Source organism: Mycobacterium sp. E2238, from assembly GCF_001672665.1.
Classification (GTDB): domain Bacteria; phylum Actinomycetota; class Actinomycetes; order Mycobacteriales; family Mycobacteriaceae; genus Mycobacterium.
This window is the reverse complement of sequence record NZ_LZKF01000239.1, coordinates 1-21,539: the sequence shown is the minus strand read 5'-3', so window position 1 is coordinate 21,539 and position 21,539 is coordinate 1. Positions and strand designations below refer to the sequence as shown.

Below are 21,539 nucleotides of genomic sequence, written 5' to 3'. Positions count from 1 at the left end.
CCGCCGAGATCATCGGGCGGGTGGCACCGGTCGAACGGATACGGCTGGTCAACTCCGGGACCGAGGCGACGATGAGCGCGATCCGGCTGGCCCGCGGGTTCACCGGCAGGCCCAAGATCGTCAAGTTCTCCGGCTGCTATCACGGCCACGCCGACGCCCTGCTCGCCGACGCGGGCTCCGGGGTGGCGACGCTGGGTCTGCCGTCCTCGCCCGGGGTCACCGGCGCGGCAGCCGCCGACACGATTGTGTTGCCCTACAACGACATCGACGCCGTGCGGCAGGCCTTCGCCGAGTTCGGTGACCAGATCGCCGCGGTGATCACCGAAGCCAGCCCGGGCAATATGGGCGTCGTCCCACCCGCGGCCGGCTACAACGCCGGGCTGCGCGCCATCACCGCCGAACATGGCGCGCTGCTCATCGTCGACGAGGTGATGACCGGCTTCCGGGTCAGCCGAAGTGGTTGGTACGGAATCGATCCCGTCGCGGCCGACCTGTTCACCTTCGGCAAGGTGATGAGCGGCGGACTGCCGGCGGCCGCGTTCGGTGGGCGCGCCGAGGTGATGGAGCGGCTCGCGCCGCTGGGGCCGGTGTATCAGGCCGGCACGCTCTCGGGCAACCCGGTGGCGGTGGCCGCCGGCCTGGCGACGCTGCGCGCCGCCGACGCCGCGGTCTACGCCGCGCTGGACGCCAACGCCGACCGGCTAGCCGGCATGCTGTCCGAGGCGTTGACGAGCGCCGCTGTGCCGCACCAACTTTCGCGTGCAGGCAACATGCTCAGCGTGTTCTTCGGCGATGCGCCGGTGACCGACTTCGCGTCCGCGCGGGCCAGCCAGACGTGGCGTTATCCGCCGTTCTTTCACGCCCTGCTGAACGCGGGCGTCTACCCGCCCTGCAGCGCTTTCGAGGCATGGTTCGTCTCGGCGGCGCTGGACGACGCGGCGTTCGACCGGATCGCCGAAGCCCTGCCCAACGCCGCCCGCGCGGCCGCCCAGGAGGACAAGCCCTGATGGCCGAGCAAACCCGCGTCCACGTCGTGCGCCACGGCGAGGTGCACAATCCCAGCGGCGTCCTCTACGGCCGGCTGCCCGGATTCCACCTGTCCGACCGGGGCCGCGAGCAGGCGGCCGCGGTCGCCGACGCGCTGTCCGGGCGCGACATCGTCGCGGTCGTCGCCTCCCCACTGCAGCGGGCCCAGGAAACCGCCGCGCCCATCGCCGCCAAGCACGACGTGGCCGTGGACACCGACCATGACCTCATCGAATCGGCGAACTTCTTCGAGGGCCGGCGCGTCGGCCCCGGCGACGGCGCCTGGCGCGACCCGCGGGTCTGGTGGCACCTGCGCAACCCGTTCACCCCGTCGTGGGGCGAGCCGTACGCCGAGATCGCGGCGCGGATGACGACCGCGGTGGACAAGGCCCGCGCCCGCGCAGCCGGCAGCGAGGTCGTGTGCGTCAGCCATCAGCTGCCGGTGTGGACGCTGCGGCTGCACCTCACCGGCCGGCGGCTGTGGCACGACCCGCGGCGCCGCGAGTGCGGGCTGTGCTCGATCACCACCCTGGTGTACGAGGGCGACCGGCTGGTCGACGTCGAGTACCAGGAGCCGGCGCGCTGAGCATGTGGCGACTGGCGATGGCTGGGGTCGTACTGACGGCCCTGGTCGCCGGCTGTTCTTCCGGTCGTGACGCGGTAGCGCAGGGCGGCACGTTCGAATTCGTCTCGCCCGGCGGAAAGACCGACATCTACTACAACCCGCCGTCCAGCCGCGGCCACCCCGGTCCGCTGTCCGGGCCGGACCTGGCGGACCCCGCGCACCCGTTGTCGCTGGACGATCCGATCTTCGCCGGCCGCGTCGTCGTCATCAACATCTGGGGACAGTGGTGTGGCCCATGCCGGGCCGAGGTCAGCCAACTCCAGCAGGTGTACGACGTCACCCGCGACAAGGGGGTGTCGTTTCTCGGCATCGACGTGCGCGACAGCAACCGGCAGGCGGCGCTGGACTTCGTCAACGACCGACACGTGACGTTCCCCTCCATCTACGACCCGGCGATGCGCACGCTGATCGCGTTCGGCGGCAAGTACCCGACCACCGTGATCCCGTCCACGCTCGTCCTGGACCGTCAGCACCGGGTCGCGGCGGTGTTCCTGCGCGAACTCCTGGCGGCCGACCTGCAGCCCGTGGTGCAGAAGGTGGCCCAAGAATGAGCGGGTTCACCCAGATCGCCGCCGCCGGACCGCTCCTGGTGGCCCTCGGCGCGTGCCTGCTGGCGGGGCTGGTGTCGTTCGCCTCGCCCTGCGTGGTGCCGCTGGTACCCGGCTACCTGTCCTACCTGGCCGCCGTCGTGGGCGTCGACGAGCAGCCACCGCCCGGCGCCATCAAGGCCCCACCGTCGGCGCGGTGGCGGGTCGCGGGTTCGGCGGCGCTGTTCGTCGCCGGGTTCACCACGGTGTTCGTGCTGGGAACCGTCGCCGTCCTCGGCATGACGACGGCGCTGATCACCAACCAGCTGCTGCTCCAGCGGGTCGGTGGCGTGCTGACGATCGTGATGGGTCTGGTGTTCGTCGGCCTCATCCCGGCCCTGCAACGCCAGGCCCGATTCAGCCCGCGACAGCTGACGACGGTCGCCGGGGCCCCGCTGCTGGGTGCGGTGTTCGCGCTTGGCTGGACGCCGTGCCTGGGCCCGACGCTGGCCGGCGTGATCACCGTGGCCTCGGCCACCGACGGCGCGAGCGTGGCCCGCGGGATCGTGCTGGTGATCGCGTACTGCCTGGGGCTGGGCATCCCGTTCGTGCTGCTGGCCTTCGGCTCGGCCGGCGCGGTGGGGGCGCTGGGCTGGCTGCGCCGCCACACCCGGGCCATCCAGATCTTCGGGGGCGCGCTGCTCATCGCGGTCGGCGCGCTGCTGGTCAGCGGGGCGTGGAACGACTTCGTCTCCTGGCTGCGCGACGCCTTCGTGTCCGACGTGAGGCTGCCGATATGAGGCAACTTCTCGCTTGGTCCCGCAACACCTGGCGCGCGCTGACGTCGATGGGCACCGCGCTGGTGCTGCTGTTCCTGCTCGCGCTGGGAGCGATCCCCGGGGCGCTGCTGCCGCAGCGCAGCCTCAACGCCGGCAAGGTCGACGACTACCTGAAGGCCCACCCCGTCATCGGGCCGTGGCTGGATCGGCTGCAGGCCTTCAACGTCTTCTCCAGCTTCTGGTTCACCGCCATCTACGTCCTGCTGTTCGTCTCGCTGGTCGGCTGCCTGACCCCGCGGATGATCGAGCACGCCCGCAGCCTGCGCGCCACCCCGGTGGCCGCCCCGCGCAACCTGGCCCGGCTGCCCAAGCACGCCAGCGCCGAGATCGAAGCCGACGCCGACCAGCTGAACGCCCTGGCGAACGAGATCACCGGCCGGCTGCGCGGCTGGCGCGCGGCCATCCGGCATGAAGGCGAAGCCGTCGAGGTGTCCGCCGAGAAGGGCTACCTGCGCGAGTTCGGCAACATCGCCTTCCACTTCTCGTTGCTGGGCCTGCTGGTCGCGGTGGCCGTCGGCAAGCTGTTCGGGTACGAGGGCAACGTCATCGTGATCGCCGACTCCGGCCCGGGCTTCTGCTCGGCCTCGCCGGCCGCGTTCGATTCGTTCCGCGCCGGCAACACCGTCGACGGCACGTCGCTCAACCCGATCTGCATTCGCGTCAACGACTTCCAGGCGCACTACCTGCCGTCCGGGCAGGCCACCTCGTTCGCCGCCGACATCGACTACCAGGCCGGACACGATCTTGCTGCCAACAGCTGGCGGCACTACCTGTTGGAGGTCAACCATCCGCTGCGGGTCGGCGGCGACCGGGTGTACCTGCAGGGCCACGGCTACGCGCCCACCTTCACCGTGACCTTCCCGAACGGGCAGACCCGCACGTCGACCGTGCAATGGCGGCCCGACAACCCGCAGACGCTGCTCTCGTCCGGGGTGGTGCGCATCGACCCGCCCGCGGGCAGCTATCCCAACGCCGCCGATCGCCGACAGCACGAGATCGCGATCCAGGGTCTGCTGGCGCCGACCGAACAGCTCGACGGCGCGCTCTTGTCGTCGCGCTTCCCGGCGCTGAACGCCCCCGCGGTGGCCGTCGACATCTACCGCGGCGATACCGGGCTGGACACCGGGCGGCCCCAATCGCTGTTCACGCTCGATCCGCGGCTGATCCAGCAGGGCCGGCTCACCAGGGAAAAGCGCGTCAACCTGCGCGCCGGGCAGGAGGTGCGGATCGACCAAGGTCCGGCGGCCGGCACGGTCGTCCGCTTCGACGGCGCGGTGCCGTTCGTCAACCTGCAGGTATCCCACGACCCCGGGCAGGCCTGGGTGCTGGTCTTCGCCATCACGATGATGGCGGGCCTGGTGGTATCGCTGCTGGTGCGCAGGCGCCGGGTGTGGGTGAGGCTCACCCCGGGGGCCGGTACGGTGAACGTCGAACTGGGCGGGCTGGCGCGCACCGACAACTCCGGATGGGGCGACGAGTTCGAGCGGTTGACCGAGCGGGTGCTCAACGGCCTGGGTGAGCCCGGCGCCGCGCAGTCACTCAGGCCCCCCGCGTCCAAAAGGAGTTCTCAGGTGGACGTCAAATGAACACGGTGCACGTCAACATCGGCTTGGCGCGGTACTCCGACTGGGCGTTCACGTCCGCCGTGGTGGCGCTCGTCATCGCGCTGTTGCTGTTGGCCTTCGAGCTGGCGTATGCCGGCGGCCGCCGCGTCGACCGGCGCGAGCGGGTTTTGGCCGGTGCGGTGTCCTCCGATAGCTTCACCCCCGGCATCGTGGAGGAGGCGTCCGGCCGGCCGTTGGACGAACGGGTGGGGCGGGCCGGGCTGGCCGTCGTCTACCTCGGCATCGGGCTGCTGCTCGCCTGCATCGTGCTGCGCGGCCTGGCCACCCTGCGGGTGCCGTGGGGCAACATGTACGAGTTCATCAACCTGACCTGCATGTGCGGCCTGCTCGCCGGGGCCATCGTCCTGCGCCGCCCGCAGTACCGCCCGCTGTGGGTTTTCCTGCTGGTGCCGGTGCTGATCCTGCTCACGGTGTCCGGCCGCTGGCTCTACACCAACGCGGCGCCGGTGATGCCCGCGCTGCAGTCCTATTGGCTGCCCATCCACGTGTCGGTGGTCAGTTTGGGCTCCGGTGTGTTCATGGTCGCCGGCATCGCCAGCATCTTGTTCTTGCTGCGCACGTCGCGGCTGAGCGACCCCGAGACGCCGGGCGCCCTGGCCCGGATGGTGCGACGGTTTCCCGACGCTCAGACCCTGGACCGCGTCGCCTACCGGACCACGATCTTCGCCTTCCCGGTGTTCGGCTTCGGGGTCATCTTCGGGGCGATCTGGGCGGAGGAGGCCTGGGGCCGGTATTGGGGCTGGGACCCCAAGGAGACGGTGTCCTTCGTCGCGTGGGTGATTTACGCCGCGTACCTGCACGCCAGGTCGACGGCGGGCTGGCGGGACAGGAAGGCGGCATGGATCAACGTCGCCGGGTTCGTGGCCATGGTCTTCAATCTGTTCTTCGTTAACCTGGTGACTGTGGGCCTGCATTCGTATGCGGGCGTGGGGTGACCGCAGCAACCGACCCAAGTAACACAACAAGGGGGAGTGCACGTGTCCGACCATCCAACGACGGGCGTCGGGACGCCCGATCAGCCGACGACGCAATTGCCTCCGCAGGAGCCGTCCGCCTCGCAATCGGCGGAAAACGGCGACCAGTCTCTTGCCGACGGCGGCGAAGCGCCGACGCGCGCCTTCGCCGGGTTCCGCACCGAGCGGCGGGTTCCCGGCCCGGAGCGGCGCGAGGCGGCACCACCCACCACGCCCAGGCCCGCGGGGATGCCGCCGTGGGACGCCACGCCGGTGACCGGCATCCCGCGGGTTGACCCGACCGCTTACGGCGCCTACTACACGGGCCCGGTCGACGCGCCGGCCCCGCAAGCCCCGCCGCGCCCGGAGTCGTTGCCGCACACGCCCTACCCGGAGCTGTCCACCGGCATGCTGCTGCGGCCCGTCAAGCCGCCGCCGTCGGAGGGCTGGCGCCGGCTGCTCTACGAGCTGTCCGGCCACCTGATCAACCTCGGGGAGGGCCCCCGGGCCGCGCGCTACAACAACTTGGTGGCGCAGGTGAACCGCCCGTTGCGCGGGTGCTACCGCATCGCGTTGGTGTCGCTCAAGGGCGGCGTCGGCAAGACGACCATCGCCGCGACCATGGGCGCCACCTTCGCCTCCATCCGCGGCGACCGGGTCGTCGCGGTCGACGCGAACCCGGACCGCGGCACCCTGAGCCAGAAGATCCCGCTGGAGACCGCGGCGACGGTGCGCCAGCTGCTGCACGACGCCGGCAGCATCGAGCGCTACAGCGACGTCCGCCGCTACACCTCGAAAGGCCCGAGCGGGCTGGAGGTGCTGGCGTCGGAGACCGACCCGGCCATCTCGGAGGCGTTCGGCGCCGACGACTACACCCGGGTGCTGGACGTGCTGGAGCGGTTCTACGGCCTGGTGCTCACCGACTGCGGCCCGGGACTGCTGCATTCGGTGATGTCCTCGGTGCTGGAGAAGGCCGACGTTCTCGTCGTGGTCAGCTCGGGATCCATCGACGGGGCCCGCAGCGCTTCGGCGACGCTGGACTGGTTGGACGCGCACGGCCACGAGGAGATGGTCCGCAACTCGGTCGCGGTCATCAACGGCGTGCGGTCGCGGACGGGCAAGGTCGACATGAACAAGGTGGTCGACCACTTCTCCCGGCGCTGCCGTGCGGTCCAGATCGTGCCGTTCGACCCGCACCTCGAGGAGGGCGCCGAAATCGAGTTGGACCGGCTCAAGCGGTCCACCCGCGAGGCGCTCACCGAGCTGGCGGCCATCGTCGCCGACGGATTCCCGGGCGATCAGCGCAATCCCGGAGTCGCGTAGAGCGAGCCTTAGCGGGGGTTGTTGTCCCCGTGCCCTAACCGCCGTAAGAAGTCTGGATCGTCGTCAGGCCCGATAACGCGCGTCTTCGCCCGGTTGGTTTGTGACCGAGCCGTCCGCCAGCCAACGTAGATCAGGGTCCCCAACATCAGGACGAGCAGCAGGTAGAGCACTCAACACCTCCGTTGACGAATATACCCGGGCCGTAGGCTTTCCCCTGTGTCAGAAGGAGTCAGCGACAACAGCAGCGGGGACCGCGTGGACGAAGGCGGGCAGCACGGCGCCGGCTCTCGGGCGGTCGTCGACGTTCTCCTCTACGCGGGGGCGCGGCTGCTGCTGGCGGTGGCGCTTGCCGCCGCAATCTACGGGGTGGCCCGCCTGATGGGTGTCAGCCAGTTTCCGATCGCGGTCGCCGCGCTGTTCGCCCTCATCATCGCCATGCCCCTGGGCATCTGGCTGTTCGGCCCGCTGCGCCGGCGCGCTACCGCGTCGCTGGCGATCGCCGGCGAGCGCAGGCGCCGGGAACGGGAACAACTGCGGGCGCGGTTGCAGGGCGAGGCGCCGACCGACGACGCGTGAGGCCGGTCAGAGGTTGGGCATCCGGACGACCTGCGCGGCGTAACTGAGGCCCGCGCCGTAACCGATCAACAGGGCGAGATCGCCCGGCTTGGCCGCCCCGGTCGCCAGCAGTTCGGCCATCGCCAGGGGGATGGACGCCGCCGACGTGTTGCCGGTGTGCTCGATGTCGTTGGCGACGACGGCGTCCGGCCGCAACTCGAGGCTCTTGGCCAGGACCTCGTTGATGCGGCTGTTGGCCTGGTGCGGCACGAACACGTCGATCTCGTCGGGCCTGACGCCCGCCGCGTCCATCGCCTGCCGGCCGACCTTGCCCATCTCGAATGCCGCCCACCGGAACACCGCGCTGCCCTCGAGCCGCAGGAAGGGGCGCGGGCCCGTCGGGCTGTCCATGTAGTCGATCCAGTCGATGTCTTGGCGGATCGCCAGGGCCTGCTCGCCGTCACTGCCCCAGACGGTCGGCCCGATGCCCTGCTCGGGCGTCTCGCCGACCACCACCCCGGCCGCGCCGTCGGCGAAGATGAAGCAGTTGGTGCGGTCCTGCATGTCCACGGTGGGGGACAGCTTCTCCGAACCGAGGACCAGCACCTTGGCGGCGGTCCCGCCGCGGATCATGTCGGCCGCGACGCCGAGCGCGTAGCCGAAGCCCGCGCACCCCGCCGAGACGTCGAACGCGGGCACGCCGGTGGCGCCCAGCGCCGCGGCGACGGCCGGGGCGCACGCCGGGGTCTGCAGGAAATGCGTGCTGGTCGCGACGATCACGCAGTCGATGTCCGACGGCACCAGCCCGGCGTTCGCGATCGCCTGCCGCCCGGCCTCGGTCGCCATCGACGCGGCGGATTCGTCGCGGGCGGCGAAGCGGCGGGTTTTGATTCCGGTGCGGGAGTAGATCCATTCATCGGAGGACTCGATGTTCTCGCAGATCTCGTCGTTGGTGACCACCCGTTCGGGGCGGTACGCCCCGACGCTGAGCATGCCGATGTTCTTCGGTCCACTGGTCGCGGCGATCTGCTTCACTGCTGTCCCCGATCTGCTCGCTGTGAACCGTCATCGGTCCGGTCCCTCATTGTTATCGGATCCGGCCGCGTTGTCGCACTCGAGTGTGCATGTACGGCGGCGACACGCCGACGAACCCCGCCCCCACCGCACGGTCAACGCCGTGGGCGCACGCCCGATCAGCGGGCCAGCGCCAGGGCCGCGGCGACCGCGATCGCCCAGACGACCATGGCCAGCCCGGTGTCCCGCAGCACGGGAATCAACTCCCGGCCGCCGCGTCCCGACCGGACCGGACCCGCCGCGCGCAGCGCCAGCGGCGTGGCAGCGAATCCCACGGCGCACCACGGCGTCGCGGCCATCAGCACCAGAGTCAATACCCCGGCGGTCGCCAGCAGCCCCTGGTACAGGACGCGGGTGCGGCCGTCGCCCAGGCGCACCGCCAGGGTGATCTTCCCCGACTGCGCGTCGGTCGGAATGTCGCGCAGGTTGTTGGCCACCAGCACCGACGACGACAGCGCGCCGATCGACACCGCGAGCGCCGCCCCCACCCAGTCCACCCGCAGCGACTGGGTGTACTCGGTGCCGAGCACGGCCACCAGGCCGAAGAAGACGAACACCGCGACCTCACCGAAACCGGCATAGCCGTAGGGTTTCGAGCCGCCCGTGTACAGCCACGCGCCGGCAATGCACACCGCTCCCACGGCGATCAGCCACGGCGCGCTGACGAGCGCGAGTGCCAGGCCGGCCGCCGCCCCGATCGCCAGGCTCGCCACCGCGGCGGCGAGCACCGAGCGGGGCGAGGCCAGCCGCGAGCCCACCAGGCGCACCGGGCCGGCCCGGTCGTCGTCGGTGCCTCGAATGCCGTCGGAGTAGTCGTTGGCGTAGTTGACGCCGACGGTCAGCGCCACCGCGACGGCCAGCGCCAGCAGCGCCTTCCACCACACCGCGGATCCCAGCCACGCCGCCGCGCCGGTGCCCGCGACCACCGGCGCCACCGCGTTGGGGAGCGTCCGCGGCCGCGCACCCGAGATCCACTGCCCGAAGTTGGCCACGCACGCATCCTGCCAGGGGCCCCGCGCGCCCCCGCACCCGCGATCGGCGTGCGGCCATGCACCACAATGGGCGGATGCTCGGAGTCATCGGCGGCAGCGGCTTTTACACCTTCTTCGAGTCCGACACCCGCGCCGTCGACGTCGACACCCCGTACGGCCCGCCCAGCGCCCCGGTGACGATCGGCGCCGTCGGGGGACACGAGGTCGCGTTCCTGCCCCGGCACGGGACCACGCATCAGTTCTCGGCGCACACCGTGCCGTATCGGGCCAACATGTGGGCGCTGCGCAAGCTCGGCGTGCGCCGGGTCTTCGGTCCGTGCGCCGTCGGCAGCCTGAACCTCAACGCGGGGCCGGGCGCGGTGGTGGTGCCCGATCAGCTGGTGGATCGCACCAGCGGCCGCCCCGACACCTACTTCGACTCCGGCGGCATCCATGTCGACTTCGCCGACCCGTACTGCCCCACACTGCGCGCCGCGGTCACCGCCCTGCCCAATGTCGTCGACGGCGGCACCATGGTGGTGATCCAGGGGCCGCGGTTCTCCACGCGTGCGGAAAGCCAGTGGTTCGCATCCGCCGGGTTCGCTCTCGTCAACATGACCGGCTACCCGGAGGCGGTGCTCGCCCGGGAACTTGAAATGTGCTATGCGGCAATCGCTTTGGTCACCGACCTGGACGCCGGTGTCGCGGTCGGCGAGGGCGTGACGACCGTCCAGGTGTTCGCCGAATTCGAGAAGAACATCGGGCCGTTCAAGGAGTTGGTTCGCGAGGCGATTGGCCGGGTCGCCGACGAACGCAACTGCACGCACTGCCTGCCGCACACCGGCGTCACGCTGCCCCTCGAGCTGCCATGAGGGTATTGCTAACGGGGGCCGCCGGTTTCATCGGTTCGCGGGTGGACGCGGCGCTGCGGGCGGCGGGACACGACGTGGTCGGCGTCGACGTGCTGCTGCCGGCGGCGCACGGCCCGAATCCCGTGCTGCCGCAGGGATGTCACCGCGTCGACGTCCGCGACGCCGACGCGCTGGCGCCCCTGCTGGACGGGGTGGACCTGGTCTGCCATCAGGCGGCGATGGTCGGTGCGGGCGTGGACGCCGCCGACGCCCCCGCTTACGGGGGCCACAACGATTTCGCCACCACGGTCCTGCTGGCGCAGATGTTCGCCGCCGGGGTGCGGCGCCTGGTGCTGGCGTCGTCGATGGTGGTGTATGGCCAGGGCCGTTACCACTGCGGGCAGCACGGCCACGTCGACCCGTTGCCGCGGCGGCGCGCGGACCTCGACGCCGGAAGCTTCGAACACCGCTGCCCGATCGGGGGCGAGGAACTGCAGTGGCGCCTCGTCGACGAGGACGCCGCGCTGCGGCCGCGCAGCCTGTACGCCGCCAGCAAGACCGCGCAGGAGCACTACGCGCTGGCGTGGTCGGAGGCGACAGGCGGTTCGGTGGTGGCGTTGCGTTACCACAACGTCTACGGCCCCGGGATGCCGCGCGACACCCCTTATTCCGGGGTGGCGGCCATCTTCCGATCGTCGCTCGAAAGGGGCGAGCCCCCAAGGGTTTTCGAGGACGGCGGCCAGATGCGGGACTTCGTCCACGTCGACGACGTGGCTGCGGCCAACCTCGCGGCCACCCAGGAGATCGACGGATTCACCGCGGTCAACGTCTGTTCGGGGCGGCCCGTCTCCATCCTGGAGGTGGCCGGCGCCCTGTGCGACGCGCGCGGCGGTGCACTCTCGCCCGTGATCACCGGCCAGTACCGCAGCGGCGACGTGCGCCACATCGTCGCCGATCCGTCCCGGGCGGCCGAGGTGCTCGGCTTCCGCGCGGCGATCGACCCGGCCGATGGCCTGCGCGAGTTCGCATTCGCCCCGCTGCGCTGAGCGTCCTACGCCTGCGGCGGCCGGTAGATCTTCGGTTTCTGGACGGGAATCTGTCGGGTCGCGGAGTCGTCGCCGCGGAACAGCCGCGGGCCGGTGGAGATCCGGGTGGTGGGCGCGGCCGACGGCGGGGCGGCGTGGCCCACCGGGACCCGCGCCCTCGGCGCGGCCGGAGCGCCGCTCGCCTGCCCGGCGGGCTTGGGGACGGCGCGGCGCCGGCGCGCGCGCCGGCCGCGCAGCTGCCCGGTGACGATGGCGGCCCCCAGGATGCACAAAGCGAGGCCGCACAGCGTCACATCGAACGTGCTGGTGATCTGCTGGGCGAGGTTGTTGCCGTACACCGGGTGTTGCGCGGGGGAATTGGGTGAATCCGCGAACCGCGGCGCCAGCACCACGCCCACGACGACGCGGGCCACGCTGAGCGTGGCGACCAGCCCGCACAGCGACGAGATGAGTCGCGCCGAGCGGGCGGCGTCGCGCAGGTTGATGCGCAGCCAGATCGCCAGGACCGCGGTAGCCAGATCGAATGCGGCCAGCACCATGCTGTCGTACCGGGAGAAGGGGTAATTCAGGCTCACGGACACGAACAGGTCGGTCAACCGCATCAGCATCGAGCCCAAGCCCCATACGGCGATGAGCAGCAAGCCATTTCGGGCCGCGACCCGCCACGCACTCTCCTCGGCCCCGGTCGTGTTGCGGTGACCGAACAGGGTTTGCGGAGCGAACATCGCGGCGGCCGCCGCCCACGCCAAATAGCCCTCGAAGCCCACCCCGGCGGTGGACGTGTTCTGCGCGATGCCGTGGAACGCGTCGACGTCCCGCCCCAGGGGCAGGATCCACACCAGGATCCCGGCGACCAGCGTCGACGCGCCGAGCGCGACCGTGGCCAGCCGGCCGGCCCTGGTGCTGCGCAGCAACCACCTGGCGGCGACCAGCACGGCGACCAGCGCCACCACGCCGTACACCACGGCCGTCACGATGACCGCCACGTTCTGCTTGCCGAACGCGCCGGCGCCGCCGGTGTTCTGCAGCGCGTAGCGAACCCGCCAGTACAGGTTGATGCCAAAGCTGAGCGCCGCCAACGCCATCGACGCGTAGCCGATGAGCCGGGCCGACCGCAGCCAGCCGGTGTGCTCGTCGCCCTCGGGGACCGGTCCCGTGTGGGCGCCGGCGGGCACCGCTTGCGCGCTCAGCATGCTGCCGGCGATTCCCACCCACGCCCCCGGTCCCACTCCGCCCGGCACGTTCACCGTGCCACCGAACCGGACCGTCTCGAACGCGTCGAAGACCACGAATCCCAGCACCAGCAGCGCGTAGGGGACGTTGAGCCCCAAGCGAAGCCGCCCCGCCCGCATGGGGTTGAACCGCGCGCCGGAGGACCTCCAGGAACCGGCCACGGCGACGGCGATGACCGACAGCGCGGTCACGGCGAGCAACACCGCGAAGAGGCTCGGGCTGCTGCCGGGAATCCCGACGCCGAAGTACAGGTTCCACGGCAGGAACAGCGCGACGACGAGCAGCGCGATCGCGGTCAGGTCGCTGGTGATGTGCCGGCGCCGCGTCGTTGCCGTCCCCGCCGCCGGCGGAGCGACGGTGGCCGGCCGGATGATGCGAGCGGTTTGCTGCGCCTGTACGGGATCGATGGGGCCGGTGGGTGCGTCGTCACTGCTCTGGCTCACCACATATTCTCCGTTCGGACGCCCTCGCAGATTCCCCCGCGACCGTCCTGTCGTTCGAGAAGCTGGTTACGCTGCGCTATAGGCAAACCTTGTCGCCCGAATAACGGATACTGCCAACGGTATCGCAAGTGTAATGATGCCGGGACATTGCTGGTCGTGGGGTAGCCAGCCGAAGGAGAACCGGGATGGACGTCGTGTTGGGGGTCGCGGTCACGGGCCCCGTTGCCCGCTTGGCGCTTGTCGGGCCGGGCGCGGACGTGATCGACCAATCCGTCGTCGACCTGGAGGAGAACCCGGTCGGAAAACTCACCGAGACGGTGGTCGGCACCAATCGCCTTCTGGCGGACGAGAACCATCGGCTGGTCGGCACCCGAGTGTGCTGGGGCGACGAGCCGCGGGCCGCCCAGCTGCGGCAGGCGCTGGAAGATTCCGGCGTTTCCAACGTCGCGTTGCTCTCCGACTCGCAGGCGGTGGCCGCACTGATGCGCGCGGCCGGCCGCCCCGGAGCCGCCGCGCTGGTGCTGAACGACGCGACGGCGACGCTGTCGGTGCCCAGTTCGCCCGATGACGAGAACGCACCGCCGACCGTGCTGGCCAAGGAGGCGGTCGCCGGCGACGCGACCGCGACGTTCAACACGATGATGGCCCAACTCAGCGCCCGGCCGGACGTCCCGGGGGACGTGTATCTGGTGGGCGCTTCGCCCGAGCTGACTCAGGTCGCCGACCAGCTCCGCGATGCGTCGACCATGCGGGTGCAGGTCGCCGAGGACCCGTCCTTCGCGCTCGCCCGTGGCGCGGCCATCGCCGCAGCGTCCGCAGCCGCCCTGGCGGGTGGGGACGCCACCGCGATGGCGCCGGCCGTGGGACTCACCGGCGACGAGACCGCGATGGCGCCGGGGCTCACCGGTGACGAGACGACGTTCGTGGCCCCGCCAGACGTGGAGGAACCACAGCTGGCGTACTCGATGACCGACGATGCCGAGCCGTTCGCCGGTGACGAATACGGTCCCGAATACGACGAATTCGACGACTTCGACGAGACCACGGCCATCCCCTCGCGGCTGAGCCGCCGGTCCTTGGTGCTGGGCAACGCCGTGATCGCCTTCGCGGTCATCGGTTTCGCGTCGCTGGCCGCCGCGGTGGCCATTGCGGTCCGTCCCACCGCGAGTCAACAGCCGGTGGTGGGGCACCAGAACGCCGCCCCGGGCAAGTTCATGCCGTTGTTGCCGACCCAGCAGCAGGCGCCGGTGCCACCGCCCCCGGTTGATCAGCCCAACGCGGGCTTCCAGGGCGGCGTCATCCCGGACGCCAACGGTCTTCTTCCGGCACAGGGCGGGGGCGGGCCTGCCGTCCCCGCCGCGCCGGTGTCGCCCGATACTCCGGGCGTCGTGCCCAATCCGAATCCCGCTGCGCCCGTTCCGGTCCCGGTCATCGTTCCGGTCCCGATATATCCGCCATACAACCCGCCGACGTTCACGACGCCGACGACCACGCCCATAACGACCACGACGACGCCCACGACCGCGTCGACGACACCCCCGACCACGACGACACCCAGCACGACGACGGAGCCGTCCACCACCACGACGGAACCGTCCACCACACCGCCGACGACAACGACACCGCCGGTGACCACGACCACCCCGCCGCCGAGCTCGAAGGAGCCGTACACCTCGACGCAACCGCCTACGACAGCCGCGCCGCCGCCCAGCACGCACGAAACGACGGTGGCGCCGCACACGCAGGCCCCGCAAACGCAGGCCCCGCAAACGCAGGCACCGCAAACGCTCGCCCCGCAGCAGCCACGCAGCCATCGCGGGTTCTGAGGCGTCCATGCCCGACGCCGTCACGGTGGTGCTGCCCTGTCTCAACGAGGAGGAGTCGCTGCCCGCGGTCTTGGCGGCCGTCCCCGCCGGATACCGGGCGCTGGTCGTCGACAACAACAGCACCGACGACACCGCCGGAGTCGCGCGGCGGCACGGCGCCGAGGTCGTGGTCGAGCCGCGGGCCGGGTACGGCTCGGCGGTGCACGCGGGCGTGGTGGCCGCGCGGACGCCGATCGTGGCGGTGATCGACGCCGACGGCTCGATGGACGCGGGGGAGTTGCCGCGGCTGGTCGCCGCGCTCGAGCAGGGTGCCGATCTGGTGATCGGACGGCGCCGGCCGGTAGCCGGATTGCATTGGCCGTGGGTGGCCCGCGTCGGCACCGTGGTGATGAGCTGGCGGCTGCGCACACGCCACGGATTGCCGGTGCACGACATCGCGCCGATGCGGGTGGCCCGGCGCGAGGCGCTGCTGAATCTCGGTGTCGCCGACCGGCGTTCGGGTTACCCGCTGGAGCTGCTGGTCCGGGCTGCGGCCGCCGGCTGGCGCGTGGTCGAACTCGACGTCAGCTACGGTCCCCGCACCGGCGGCAAGTCGAAGGTCAGCGGCTCGCTGCGGGGGAGCATCACCGCGATCCTCGACTTCTGGAAGGTGATTTCGTGACAATCGTGGCGGTGACGGTGCTGGTGGTCGCGAAGGCGCCCGAGCCGGGCCGGGCCAAGACCCGGCTCGCCGCGACGGTGGGGGACCTCGTCGCCGCCGAAATCGCCGCCGCCGCACTGCTGGACACGCTGGACGCGGTGGCCGCCGCGCCGGTGGCGAATCGGGTGGTGGCCATGACCGGTGACCTGGGCGCCGCGGCCGGCGCCGACGAGATCCGGCAACGGCTGGGGTCCTTCACGGTGATTCCCCAGCGCGGCGACGACTTCGCCGACCGACTCGCCAACGCCCATGCCGACGCGGCGGACGGCAATCCGGTGGTGCAGATCGGGATGGACACCCCGCAGGTGACCGCGGACATGTTGATCGACTGCGCGCGCCGACTGCAGGAGGCACCGGCCGTGCTCGGGCCTGCCGTCGACGGCGGCTGGTGGGTGCTCGGTTTACGGAGCCCCGAAGCCGCCGAATGCCTGCGCACCGTCCCGATGTCGCAGCCCGACACCGGATTGCTGACGTACAGAGCGTTGCACGACTTGGGAATTGAGCCCTATGCGGCGCCACGACTGGCCGACTTCGACGTCGCCGACGACGTGGCCGTGGTGCGGGAGGCGTGCGGACCCGCCAGCCGCTTCGCGAGAGTGACCCGCGCGGCCGGCCTGTAGCCCGCGCCTACCAGTTGGTGACGATCAGGGTGTTGAGCACCAGCGCGCCCGTGACGTTGAGCGCCAGCCACACTCGGTGTGACCGGACGGGCAGCAGCGCGGGTGCCGCGGTGAGCCAGATGGTGAAGGGCAACCAGATGCGCTCGACCTCGGCCTTGCTGAGCATGCTCAGGTCCGCGCACGCGATGGCGGCGAGCACGGCCAGCAGCAGCAGGTGGAACCCGGAGCGGCGGCGGATGGCAGCCACGTCGAACACCCGGCTGACGCCGGCGACGCTGCCCAACCCGATGGCACACACCACCGACGCCAGGTTGGCCCAGCTCCAATACTCAAACGGGCGGTCTTTGGCGATGCCCTGCCAATAGCGTTGCTGCACAAGGGTATAGCCGTCGAACCAGTAGAACCCCGCGACCGCGAAGGCGACCGCCACCGCCACCGCGGCCAGCGTCGCCGGGCCGAGCGCCCGCAGCACTGCGCGCCAGTCGGTCGCCGACGCCAGCACCGCCAGGGCCGGGAGCCCCATCAACATCAGGCCGTAGTTACAGAACACGCCCCAACCCAGGAGCAGGCCCGCGGCCGCGCCCACGAGGGCGGGGAACCGGACCGGCCGGTGCACCGCCACGGCCAACAGCGCGATGCCCCATGCCGCGACCCCGGCGAAGTAGCCGTCGGCGGAGACCGCGACCCAGATTGCGGTTGGCGCCACGGCCACGAACGGTGCGGCGCGGCGCGCGGTCTGCTCGTCGGCCAGCGCGCGAACGGCGATCAGCACCGCGGCCGCCGCGCTGGAGCCGACCAGCAGGCACAGCAGCCCCGCCCACGCGCCCCCGTGCAGGCCGATCCGGTCCAGCCAGACGAAGGTCAGTAGCGCGCCGGGTGGGTGTCCGGAGACGTGGGTGGTCCAGGAGTTCGGTTGGTAGTCGACGATCCGGCTCGCGAACGTGCGCACCGTGGCCGGGATGTCGGCGATGCCCGGTACCTGGGACAGGTACTCGTCGCGGGTGGTCAGCCGGCCGGCGAAGCCGCGCTGCCACCCGTCGATCATCGCCAGCGCGAAGGCCCATCCGCAGGCGGTGGCCCAGGTACCCAGCGTCAAGATCCGCCACGAAAGGCGTTGCGCCAGAAGCGGTCCCCATACCACAGCGGCAACCGCGAGGGCGATGGCCGGCCCGGTACCCCAACTGGCGTGGATTTCCCAGGCGCCGAAAATCGGCGCGGCCCCGGCGTGGGTGCCGAACCGCTCCTGCCCCACGTCGGTCCGCGGCCGCACGCCCCAGTGCAGCCGCGGCAGGATGAACGCCGCCCCGACCAGCACCGTCCCGACCGCGACGGCCGTTAACTCCCGACGTGCCACCCTCACGGTCGATCAGCCTATTGATCGGCCGAACCGGCGCACCAACGCCGCCCGGTCGACCTTCCCGATGCCGCGCCGCGGCAGCGCGTCGACCACGTGCAGCTCGCGCGGCGCGGCGGTGGCGTCCAGGGTGCGCGTCAGGTGGGCGCGCAGCGCGCCCAGCGTCGGCGCCGAGCAACCCTCGGCCAGCACGATCGCCGCCACCACCCGCTGGCCCAGCCGGTCGTCGGCCACGCCGAACACCGCGCAGTCCACCACGGCGGGATGGGTGCCCAGCGCCGCCTCGACCAGCTGCGGCAGCACCGTCAACCCGCCCGTGCTGATCGCGTCGTCGGCGCGGCCCAACACGGTCAGCACGCCCGCCTCGTCGACGACGCCGAGATCGTCGGTGCGGAACCAGCCGGGCTCGGCGAACGGGTCGGGGTCCACCGGGTTGCGGTAGCCCTTGGCCAGGGTCGCGCCCCCGAGGTCGATGCGCCCGTCGTCCGCCACCCGGACCACGACGCCGCGCAGCGGTACGCCGTCGTAGACGCAGCCACCGGCGGTCTCGCTCATGCCGTAGGTGCGGACGACGGTGATGCCGGCCGCCGCCGCGGCGTCGAGCACGCCCCCCGGGGCCGGTCCGCCCCCGAGCAGCACGGCGTCGAGTTCGGCGAGCGCGGCCGCGGCCGCCGGATCGGTCAGCGCCTTGGCCAGCTGCGCGGCGACCAGCGACGTGTAGCGCCGACCGGGTTCCAATCGCCTTATCGCGCTGGGCAATTCGCTGACGTCGAAGCCGTCGGAGACGTCCAGCTCGACGGGCGCCGAACCGGCGAGCGCGCTGCGCACCAACACCTGCAGCCCGGCGATGTGGTAGGGCGGCAATGCCAGCATCCAGCTGCCCGGCCCGCCGAGGCGGTCATGGGTGGCCGCAGCGCTGGCCGTCAGCGCGGCCGCGGTCAGCAGGGCGCCCTTGGGCGCGCCCGTGGTTCCCGACGTCGTCACCACCACGGCCACGTCGTCGTCGATCTCTTCCCCGACCCGCAGGCCCGCCGCCAGCGCATCCGAGCCGGGTGCCAGCGCGACCAGGGCGGGGTCGCGGCCGTCCAGCACCCGTTCCAGGGCGGGCAACAACGACGAGACGGCCGAACCCGGCGGGACGGTCTGGGCGCGCAGTACGGCTATGCGGGGTCCTCGACCTGGTCCGCGTCATCGAACGGCCAGCCCTGCGCTTCCAGGCGGACCCGCACTCGCTCGACGTCGTCGGGCGTGGGCAGCTCGTCGGTGATCTGGGTGATCAGCACCCCGATGTCGACGTCATCGAACTCGCCGCGCCGGATCAGCTCGCAAGCCACTTCCTTGACCTCGTCGTTGGACATCCGGCGGGCCAGCAGCGCCAGCACCGGGAAGGTGTCCGTCGGCGGGACGCCTTCCGGGTATCCCGCGCGCAGCCACGAGACGATCGAATTGAGAAATCCGTTCACGCTGGTCCAACTCCCCCCGGTGTCCGGCTCGTTGACGCGGTGGGCATCGCTCGATGCTACTTGGGTTTGGCTCCGAGGAATGCCGTGCCGGTGTGATGGGCGATGAAGTCCCGGGAGATGTACGCCAGCGCAAAGGCGATCGCCAGCAGTACCACCGCATAGATCGCCCAGGCGAGCACCAGCAGTGCCGGGTTTTTCTGTGACGAGCTGCCATCGGTGCTGGCCTGCCCGGCGCCCACCGCGTGGAAGCGGAGCCCCAGGGCGAACAGCCCCGGCAACGCGGCGCCGGCCAGCATGGAGAAGAGCAAAATCTTGAGGGAGGCCTGGTAGTTGAACCAGTCGCTGAAGTGACTCATCAAGCGTTCGCCTTCATCGTGGGATCGTCGGAGTCGTACCGGGGGGCGGTGCCCACCGTGGGGCCACCGTCGGACGGCGGTTCGTGGTCCGCGGCGTCGAGCCCGGCGGTCAGGTCGCCCTTCCATTCGGCGTTGACGTTCTTGTGGTCGACCTTGACCTTGCGGGACCGGATGTAGATCGTGGCCGAAACCGCGATCAGCAGCGCGAAGCCGACGATCGCACCGGGGTAGCCGCCGACATAGTGCACGATCCAATAGGTCACCGCACCGACGAGCCCGGCCAGCGGCAGCGTCACCAGCCAGGCCACACCCATACGACCGGCGACGCCCCAGCGGACCTCGCCGCCGGGCTTGCCCAGCCCACTGCCCAGCACCGAACCCGTGCACACCTGGGTCGTCGACAGCGCGTAGCCGAAGTGGGTGGACAGCAAGATCACCGCGGCCGAGGAGGATTCGGCCGCCATGCCCTGCGGCGACTGGATCTCCACCAGTCCCTTGCCCAGGGTGCGGATGATGCGCCAGCCGCCCAGGTAGGTGCCCGCCGCCATAGACACCGCGCAAGCCCCGATGACCCAGAGCGGCGGCGCGACGGTGTTCTTGCTGATCGACCCGTAGGACATCAGCGCCAGGAAGATGACGCCCATCGTCTTCTGTGCGTCGCCGGTGCCGTGCGCCAGCGACACCAGCGAGGCCGAGCCCCATTGGCCGTAGCGGAAGCCGGCCTCGGTGCGGCTGGTGTCGAGGCCCCGGGTGACCCGGTAGACGAGCCAGGTCGCGATGGCCCCGACCGCGATGGCCAGGATCGCGGCGACGACGGCCGGGATGAGCACGTGGGACACCAGGCCCTTCCAGAGCACACCGTGCCCGCCGACCGCCGCGATGGTGGCGCCGACGATGCCGCCGATCAAGGCGTGCGAGGAGCTGGAGGGGATGCCGAGGAGCCAGGTCAGCAAATTCCACACGATGCCGCCGACCAGGCCGGCGAAAACCAGCTCCAGCGTCACGATGTGCCCGTCGATGAGGCCCTTGGCGATCGTGGCGGCGACTGCGGTGGACATGAACGCGCCTACCAGATTCAGCACCGCGGACAGTGCGACCGCCGCCTTGGGCTTGAGCGCGCCGCTGGCGATGGAGGTCGCCATCGCGTTGCCGGTGTCGTGGAAGCCGTTCGTGAAATCGAAAGCCAGTGCCGTGATTACGACAATGATCAAGAGGAACAACTGGATGTTCACAGCGCCCGATTCTGGTGGTAGGGGGATTCCATTGTCGAATGCAGGAAGACCTGAATCGCGGGTGTATTTGGAGTCGTCGCCAGATGTTACCTCTCAGTTAACCGGAATTCCCCTGCGGTTTACCTCGAGTGTCGCGGCGTAACGGGTGGTCGGGGGGGATTTGAACGAAGATCAGCGTGATCCCGTCCGGGTCCGTCACGTGCATCTCGTATAGGCCCCACGGCTCTTGGCGCGCCTCGCGTGCGATCGGCACGCCCCGGCTTTGCAACTCGGCCTGGGTCGCTTCGATGTCGCGGACCTGGAGCCACAGCGCGCCGGGGAACGGGCCCCGAGAATGGTCCGGGGAGCCGTAGCCCGCCAGCTCCAGCAACGACTGGCCGGCGAAAAAGACTGTGCCCGCGCCGTATTCACGGGCTATCGCGAGCCCGATCTGGTCCCGGTAGAAAGCCAACGACTGCTGATAGTCCGCCGGCCGGAACAGCATCCGGCTGGCCAGGATCTCCATAGCGTCGTGTCTATCACATAGGCCGGTTCAGCTGCCGTTTTCGCGGTTGGGCTGGATCCGCTGCCGCTGCATGAGCGTGTTGACCAGCCGGGGACCGAAGGTGTCGATCGCCTTCGCGGCGATCGCCATGCGCGGCGCGATCCGCACCGGCCGGGTGCGGGCGGCGGTCAGCCGCGTCGTGGAGACCGAGTGGGGCCACAAGGGCGTGCACTCGACGACGCTGTACTACCCGCTGGTGGCCACGCCGATGATCGCGCCGACGAAGGCCTACGAGGGCATGCCGGCGCTCACGTCGGAAGAGGCAGCCGAATGGATGCTGACCGCCGCCCGCACCCGGCCGGTGCGGATCGCGCCGCGCATGGCGATCGCCGCGAAGGCGATCGACACCTTCG

General features: G+C 70.9%; 23 protein-coding genes and 1 pseudogene. 14 read left to right on the top strand and 10 right to left on the bottom strand.

Features of this window, described 5'->3' with window-relative positions; genetic code table 11:
• From A5711_RS21675 to A5711_RS21645, 7 genes are all read left to right on the top strand, one after another.
• The coding region (locus A5711_RS21675; protein ID WP_067950161.1) for a glutamate-1-semialdehyde 2,1-aminomutase at positions 1-1,007 on the top strand (1,007 nt) is incomplete at its 5' end.
• A complete protein-coding gene (locus A5711_RS21670) occupies positions 1,007-1,612 on the top strand; it encodes a histidine phosphatase family protein (RefSeq protein WP_067950159.1) in 606 nt (201 codons plus the stop codon). The genes A5711_RS21675 and A5711_RS21670, both read left to right, overlap by 1 nt.
• 2 nt (positions 1,613-1,614) lie before the next feature.
• Positions 1,615-2,202, top strand: coding sequence for a TlpA disulfide reductase family protein (locus tag A5711_RS21665; RefSeq protein ID WP_067950157.1), 588 nt, complete (start codon positions 1,615-1,617; stop codon positions 2,200-2,202).
• Complete coding sequence (locus A5711_RS21660) at positions 2,199-2,978, top strand: cytochrome c biogenesis CcdA family protein (protein WP_067950156.1); 780 nt, start codon at positions 2,199-2,201, stop codon at positions 2,976-2,978. The genes A5711_RS21665 and A5711_RS21660 overlap by 4 nt, the downstream gene beginning before the upstream one ends.
• Positions 2,975-4,603, top strand: coding sequence for a cytochrome c biogenesis protein ResB (locus A5711_RS21655; RefSeq protein WP_067950154.1), 1,629 nt, complete (start codon positions 2,975-2,977; stop codon positions 4,601-4,603). The genes A5711_RS21660 and A5711_RS21655 overlap by 4 nt, the downstream gene beginning before the upstream one ends.
• Entirely contained in the window at positions 4,600-5,577 is a 978-nt protein-coding gene (ccsB, locus tag A5711_RS21650) for a c-type cytochrome biogenesis protein CcsB (protein WP_067950152.1), read from the top strand. The genes A5711_RS21655 and ccsB overlap by 4 nt, the downstream gene beginning before the upstream one ends.
• Positions 5,578-5,619: 42 nt before the next feature.
• The gene (locus A5711_RS21645) at positions 5,620-6,918 is read left to right on the top strand and encodes a MinD/ParA family protein (protein WP_067950165.1); all 1,299 of its coding nucleotides are present in this window, start codon (positions 5,620-5,622) and stop codon (positions 6,916-6,918) included.
• A gap of 8 nt (positions 6,919-6,926) precedes the next feature.
• Here A5711_RS21645 and A5711_RS27010 read toward each other — a convergent pair whose 3' ends face one another.
• Complete coding sequence (locus A5711_RS27010) at positions 6,927-7,088, bottom strand: hypothetical protein (RefSeq protein ID WP_156622576.1); 162 nt, start codon at positions 7,086-7,088, stop codon at positions 6,927-6,929.
• Positions 7,089-7,173: 85 nt separating this feature from the next.
• Here A5711_RS27010 and A5711_RS21640 point away from each other — a divergent pair, with 85 nt between their 5' ends.
• Positions 7,174-7,494, top strand: a complete 321-nt coding sequence (locus A5711_RS21640; protein ID WP_067950163.1) for a DUF4229 domain-containing protein — start codon at positions 7,174-7,176, stop codon at positions 7,492-7,494.
• A gap of 6 nt (positions 7,495-7,500) precedes the next feature.
• On the opposite strand, the gene fabH is transcribed toward A5711_RS21640, so the two are convergent.
• Positions 7,501-8,508: a beta-ketoacyl-ACP synthase III gene (fabH, locus tag A5711_RS21635; RefSeq protein ID WP_067950150.1), complete on the bottom strand. Its 1,008-nt coding sequence runs from the start codon at positions 8,506-8,508 to the stop codon at positions 7,501-7,503.
• 158 nt (positions 8,509-8,666) lie between these two features.
• Positions 8,667-9,539, bottom strand: a complete 873-nt coding sequence (locus A5711_RS21630) for a 1,4-dihydroxy-2-naphthoate polyprenyltransferase (protein ID WP_067950148.1) — start codon at positions 9,537-9,539, stop codon at positions 8,667-8,669.
• Between the two features lie 74 nt (positions 9,540-9,613).
• Here A5711_RS21630 and A5711_RS21625 point away from each other — a divergent pair, with 74 nt between their 5' ends.
• Both A5711_RS21625 and A5711_RS21620 read left to right on the top strand, forming a co-directional pair.
• Entirely contained in the window at positions 9,614-10,390 is a 777-nt protein-coding gene (locus A5711_RS21625) for an S-methyl-5'-thioadenosine phosphorylase (RefSeq protein ID WP_067950147.1), read from the top strand.
• Complete coding sequence (locus A5711_RS21620; RefSeq protein WP_067950144.1) at positions 10,387-11,415, top strand: NAD(P)-dependent oxidoreductase; 1,029 nt, start codon at positions 10,387-10,389, stop codon at positions 11,413-11,415. Before A5711_RS21625 ends, A5711_RS21620 begins: the two co-directional genes overlap by 4 nt.
• Positions 11,416-11,420: 5 nt before the next feature.
• On the opposite strand, the gene A5711_RS21615 is transcribed toward A5711_RS21620, so the two are convergent.
• Positions 11,421-13,094 carry a hypothetical protein gene (locus A5711_RS21615; RefSeq protein WP_067950142.1) on the bottom strand — a complete coding sequence of 558 codons (1,674 nt, stop codon included), beginning with the start codon at positions 13,092-13,094 and terminating at the stop codon, positions 11,421-11,423.
• Between the two features lie 182 nt (positions 13,095-13,276).
• Between A5711_RS21615 and A5711_RS21610 the strand changes: the two genes are divergently transcribed.
• Genes A5711_RS21610 through A5711_RS21600 form a run of 3 tightly spaced genes read left to right on the top strand, consistent with a single transcriptional unit; the run spans position 13,277 to position 16,237 of the window.
• Positions 13,277-14,917, top strand: a complete 1,641-nt coding sequence (locus A5711_RS21610) for a hypothetical protein (RefSeq protein WP_067950140.1) — start codon at positions 13,277-13,279, stop codon at positions 14,915-14,917.
• Positions 14,918-14,924: 7 nt separating this feature from the next.
• The gene (locus A5711_RS21605; RefSeq protein ID WP_067950138.1) at positions 14,925-15,578 is read left to right on the top strand and encodes a glycosyltransferase family 2 protein; all 654 of its coding nucleotides are present in this window, start codon (positions 14,925-14,927) and stop codon (positions 15,576-15,578) included.
• The gene (locus tag A5711_RS21600) at positions 15,575-16,237 is read left to right on the top strand and encodes a DUF2064 domain-containing protein (protein WP_067950136.1); all 663 of its coding nucleotides are present in this window, start codon (positions 15,575-15,577) and stop codon (positions 16,235-16,237) included. Before A5711_RS21605 ends, A5711_RS21600 begins: the two co-directional genes overlap by 4 nt.
• A 7-nt stretch (positions 16,238-16,244) precedes the next feature.
• On the opposite strand, the gene A5711_RS21595 is transcribed toward A5711_RS21600, so the two are convergent.
• From A5711_RS21595 to A5711_RS21570, 6 genes are all read right to left on the bottom strand, one after another.
• On the bottom strand, positions 16,245-17,597 hold the full coding sequence (locus A5711_RS21595; RefSeq protein ID WP_067950134.1) for a hypothetical protein: 1,353 nt from the start codon (positions 17,595-17,597) through the stop codon (positions 16,245-16,247).
• Between the two features lie 6 nt (positions 17,598-17,603).
• On the bottom strand, positions 17,604-18,683 hold the full coding sequence (menE, locus tag A5711_RS21590; RefSeq protein ID WP_067950131.1) for an o-succinylbenzoate--CoA ligase: 1,080 nt from the start codon (positions 18,681-18,683) through the stop codon (positions 17,604-17,606).
• A gap of 68 nt (positions 18,684-18,751) precedes the next feature.
• Complete coding sequence (locus tag A5711_RS21585) at positions 18,752-19,054, bottom strand: DUF3349 domain-containing protein (RefSeq protein WP_067950129.1); 303 nt, start codon at positions 19,052-19,054, stop codon at positions 18,752-18,754.
• 56 nt (positions 19,055-19,110) lie between these two features.
• Complete coding sequence (locus A5711_RS21580) at positions 19,111-19,410, bottom strand: hypothetical protein (protein ID WP_067950127.1); 300 nt, start codon at positions 19,408-19,410, stop codon at positions 19,111-19,113.
• A complete protein-coding gene (locus tag A5711_RS21575; protein WP_067950125.1) occupies positions 19,410-20,642 on the bottom strand; it encodes an inorganic phosphate transporter in 1,233 nt (410 codons plus the stop codon). The genes A5711_RS21580 and A5711_RS21575 overlap by 1 nt, the downstream gene beginning before the upstream one ends.
• 97 nt (positions 20,643-20,739) lie before the next feature.
• Positions 20,740-21,147, bottom strand: coding sequence for a VOC family protein (locus A5711_RS21570; protein WP_067950123.1), 408 nt, complete (start codon positions 21,145-21,147; stop codon positions 20,740-20,742).
• A gap of 160 nt (positions 21,148-21,307) precedes the next feature.
• Between A5711_RS21570 and A5711_RS21565 the strand changes: the two are divergent.
• Positions 21,308-21,539 (top strand): annotated as a pseudogene (locus tag A5711_RS21565) (short-chain dehydrogenase); the annotation flags it as partial.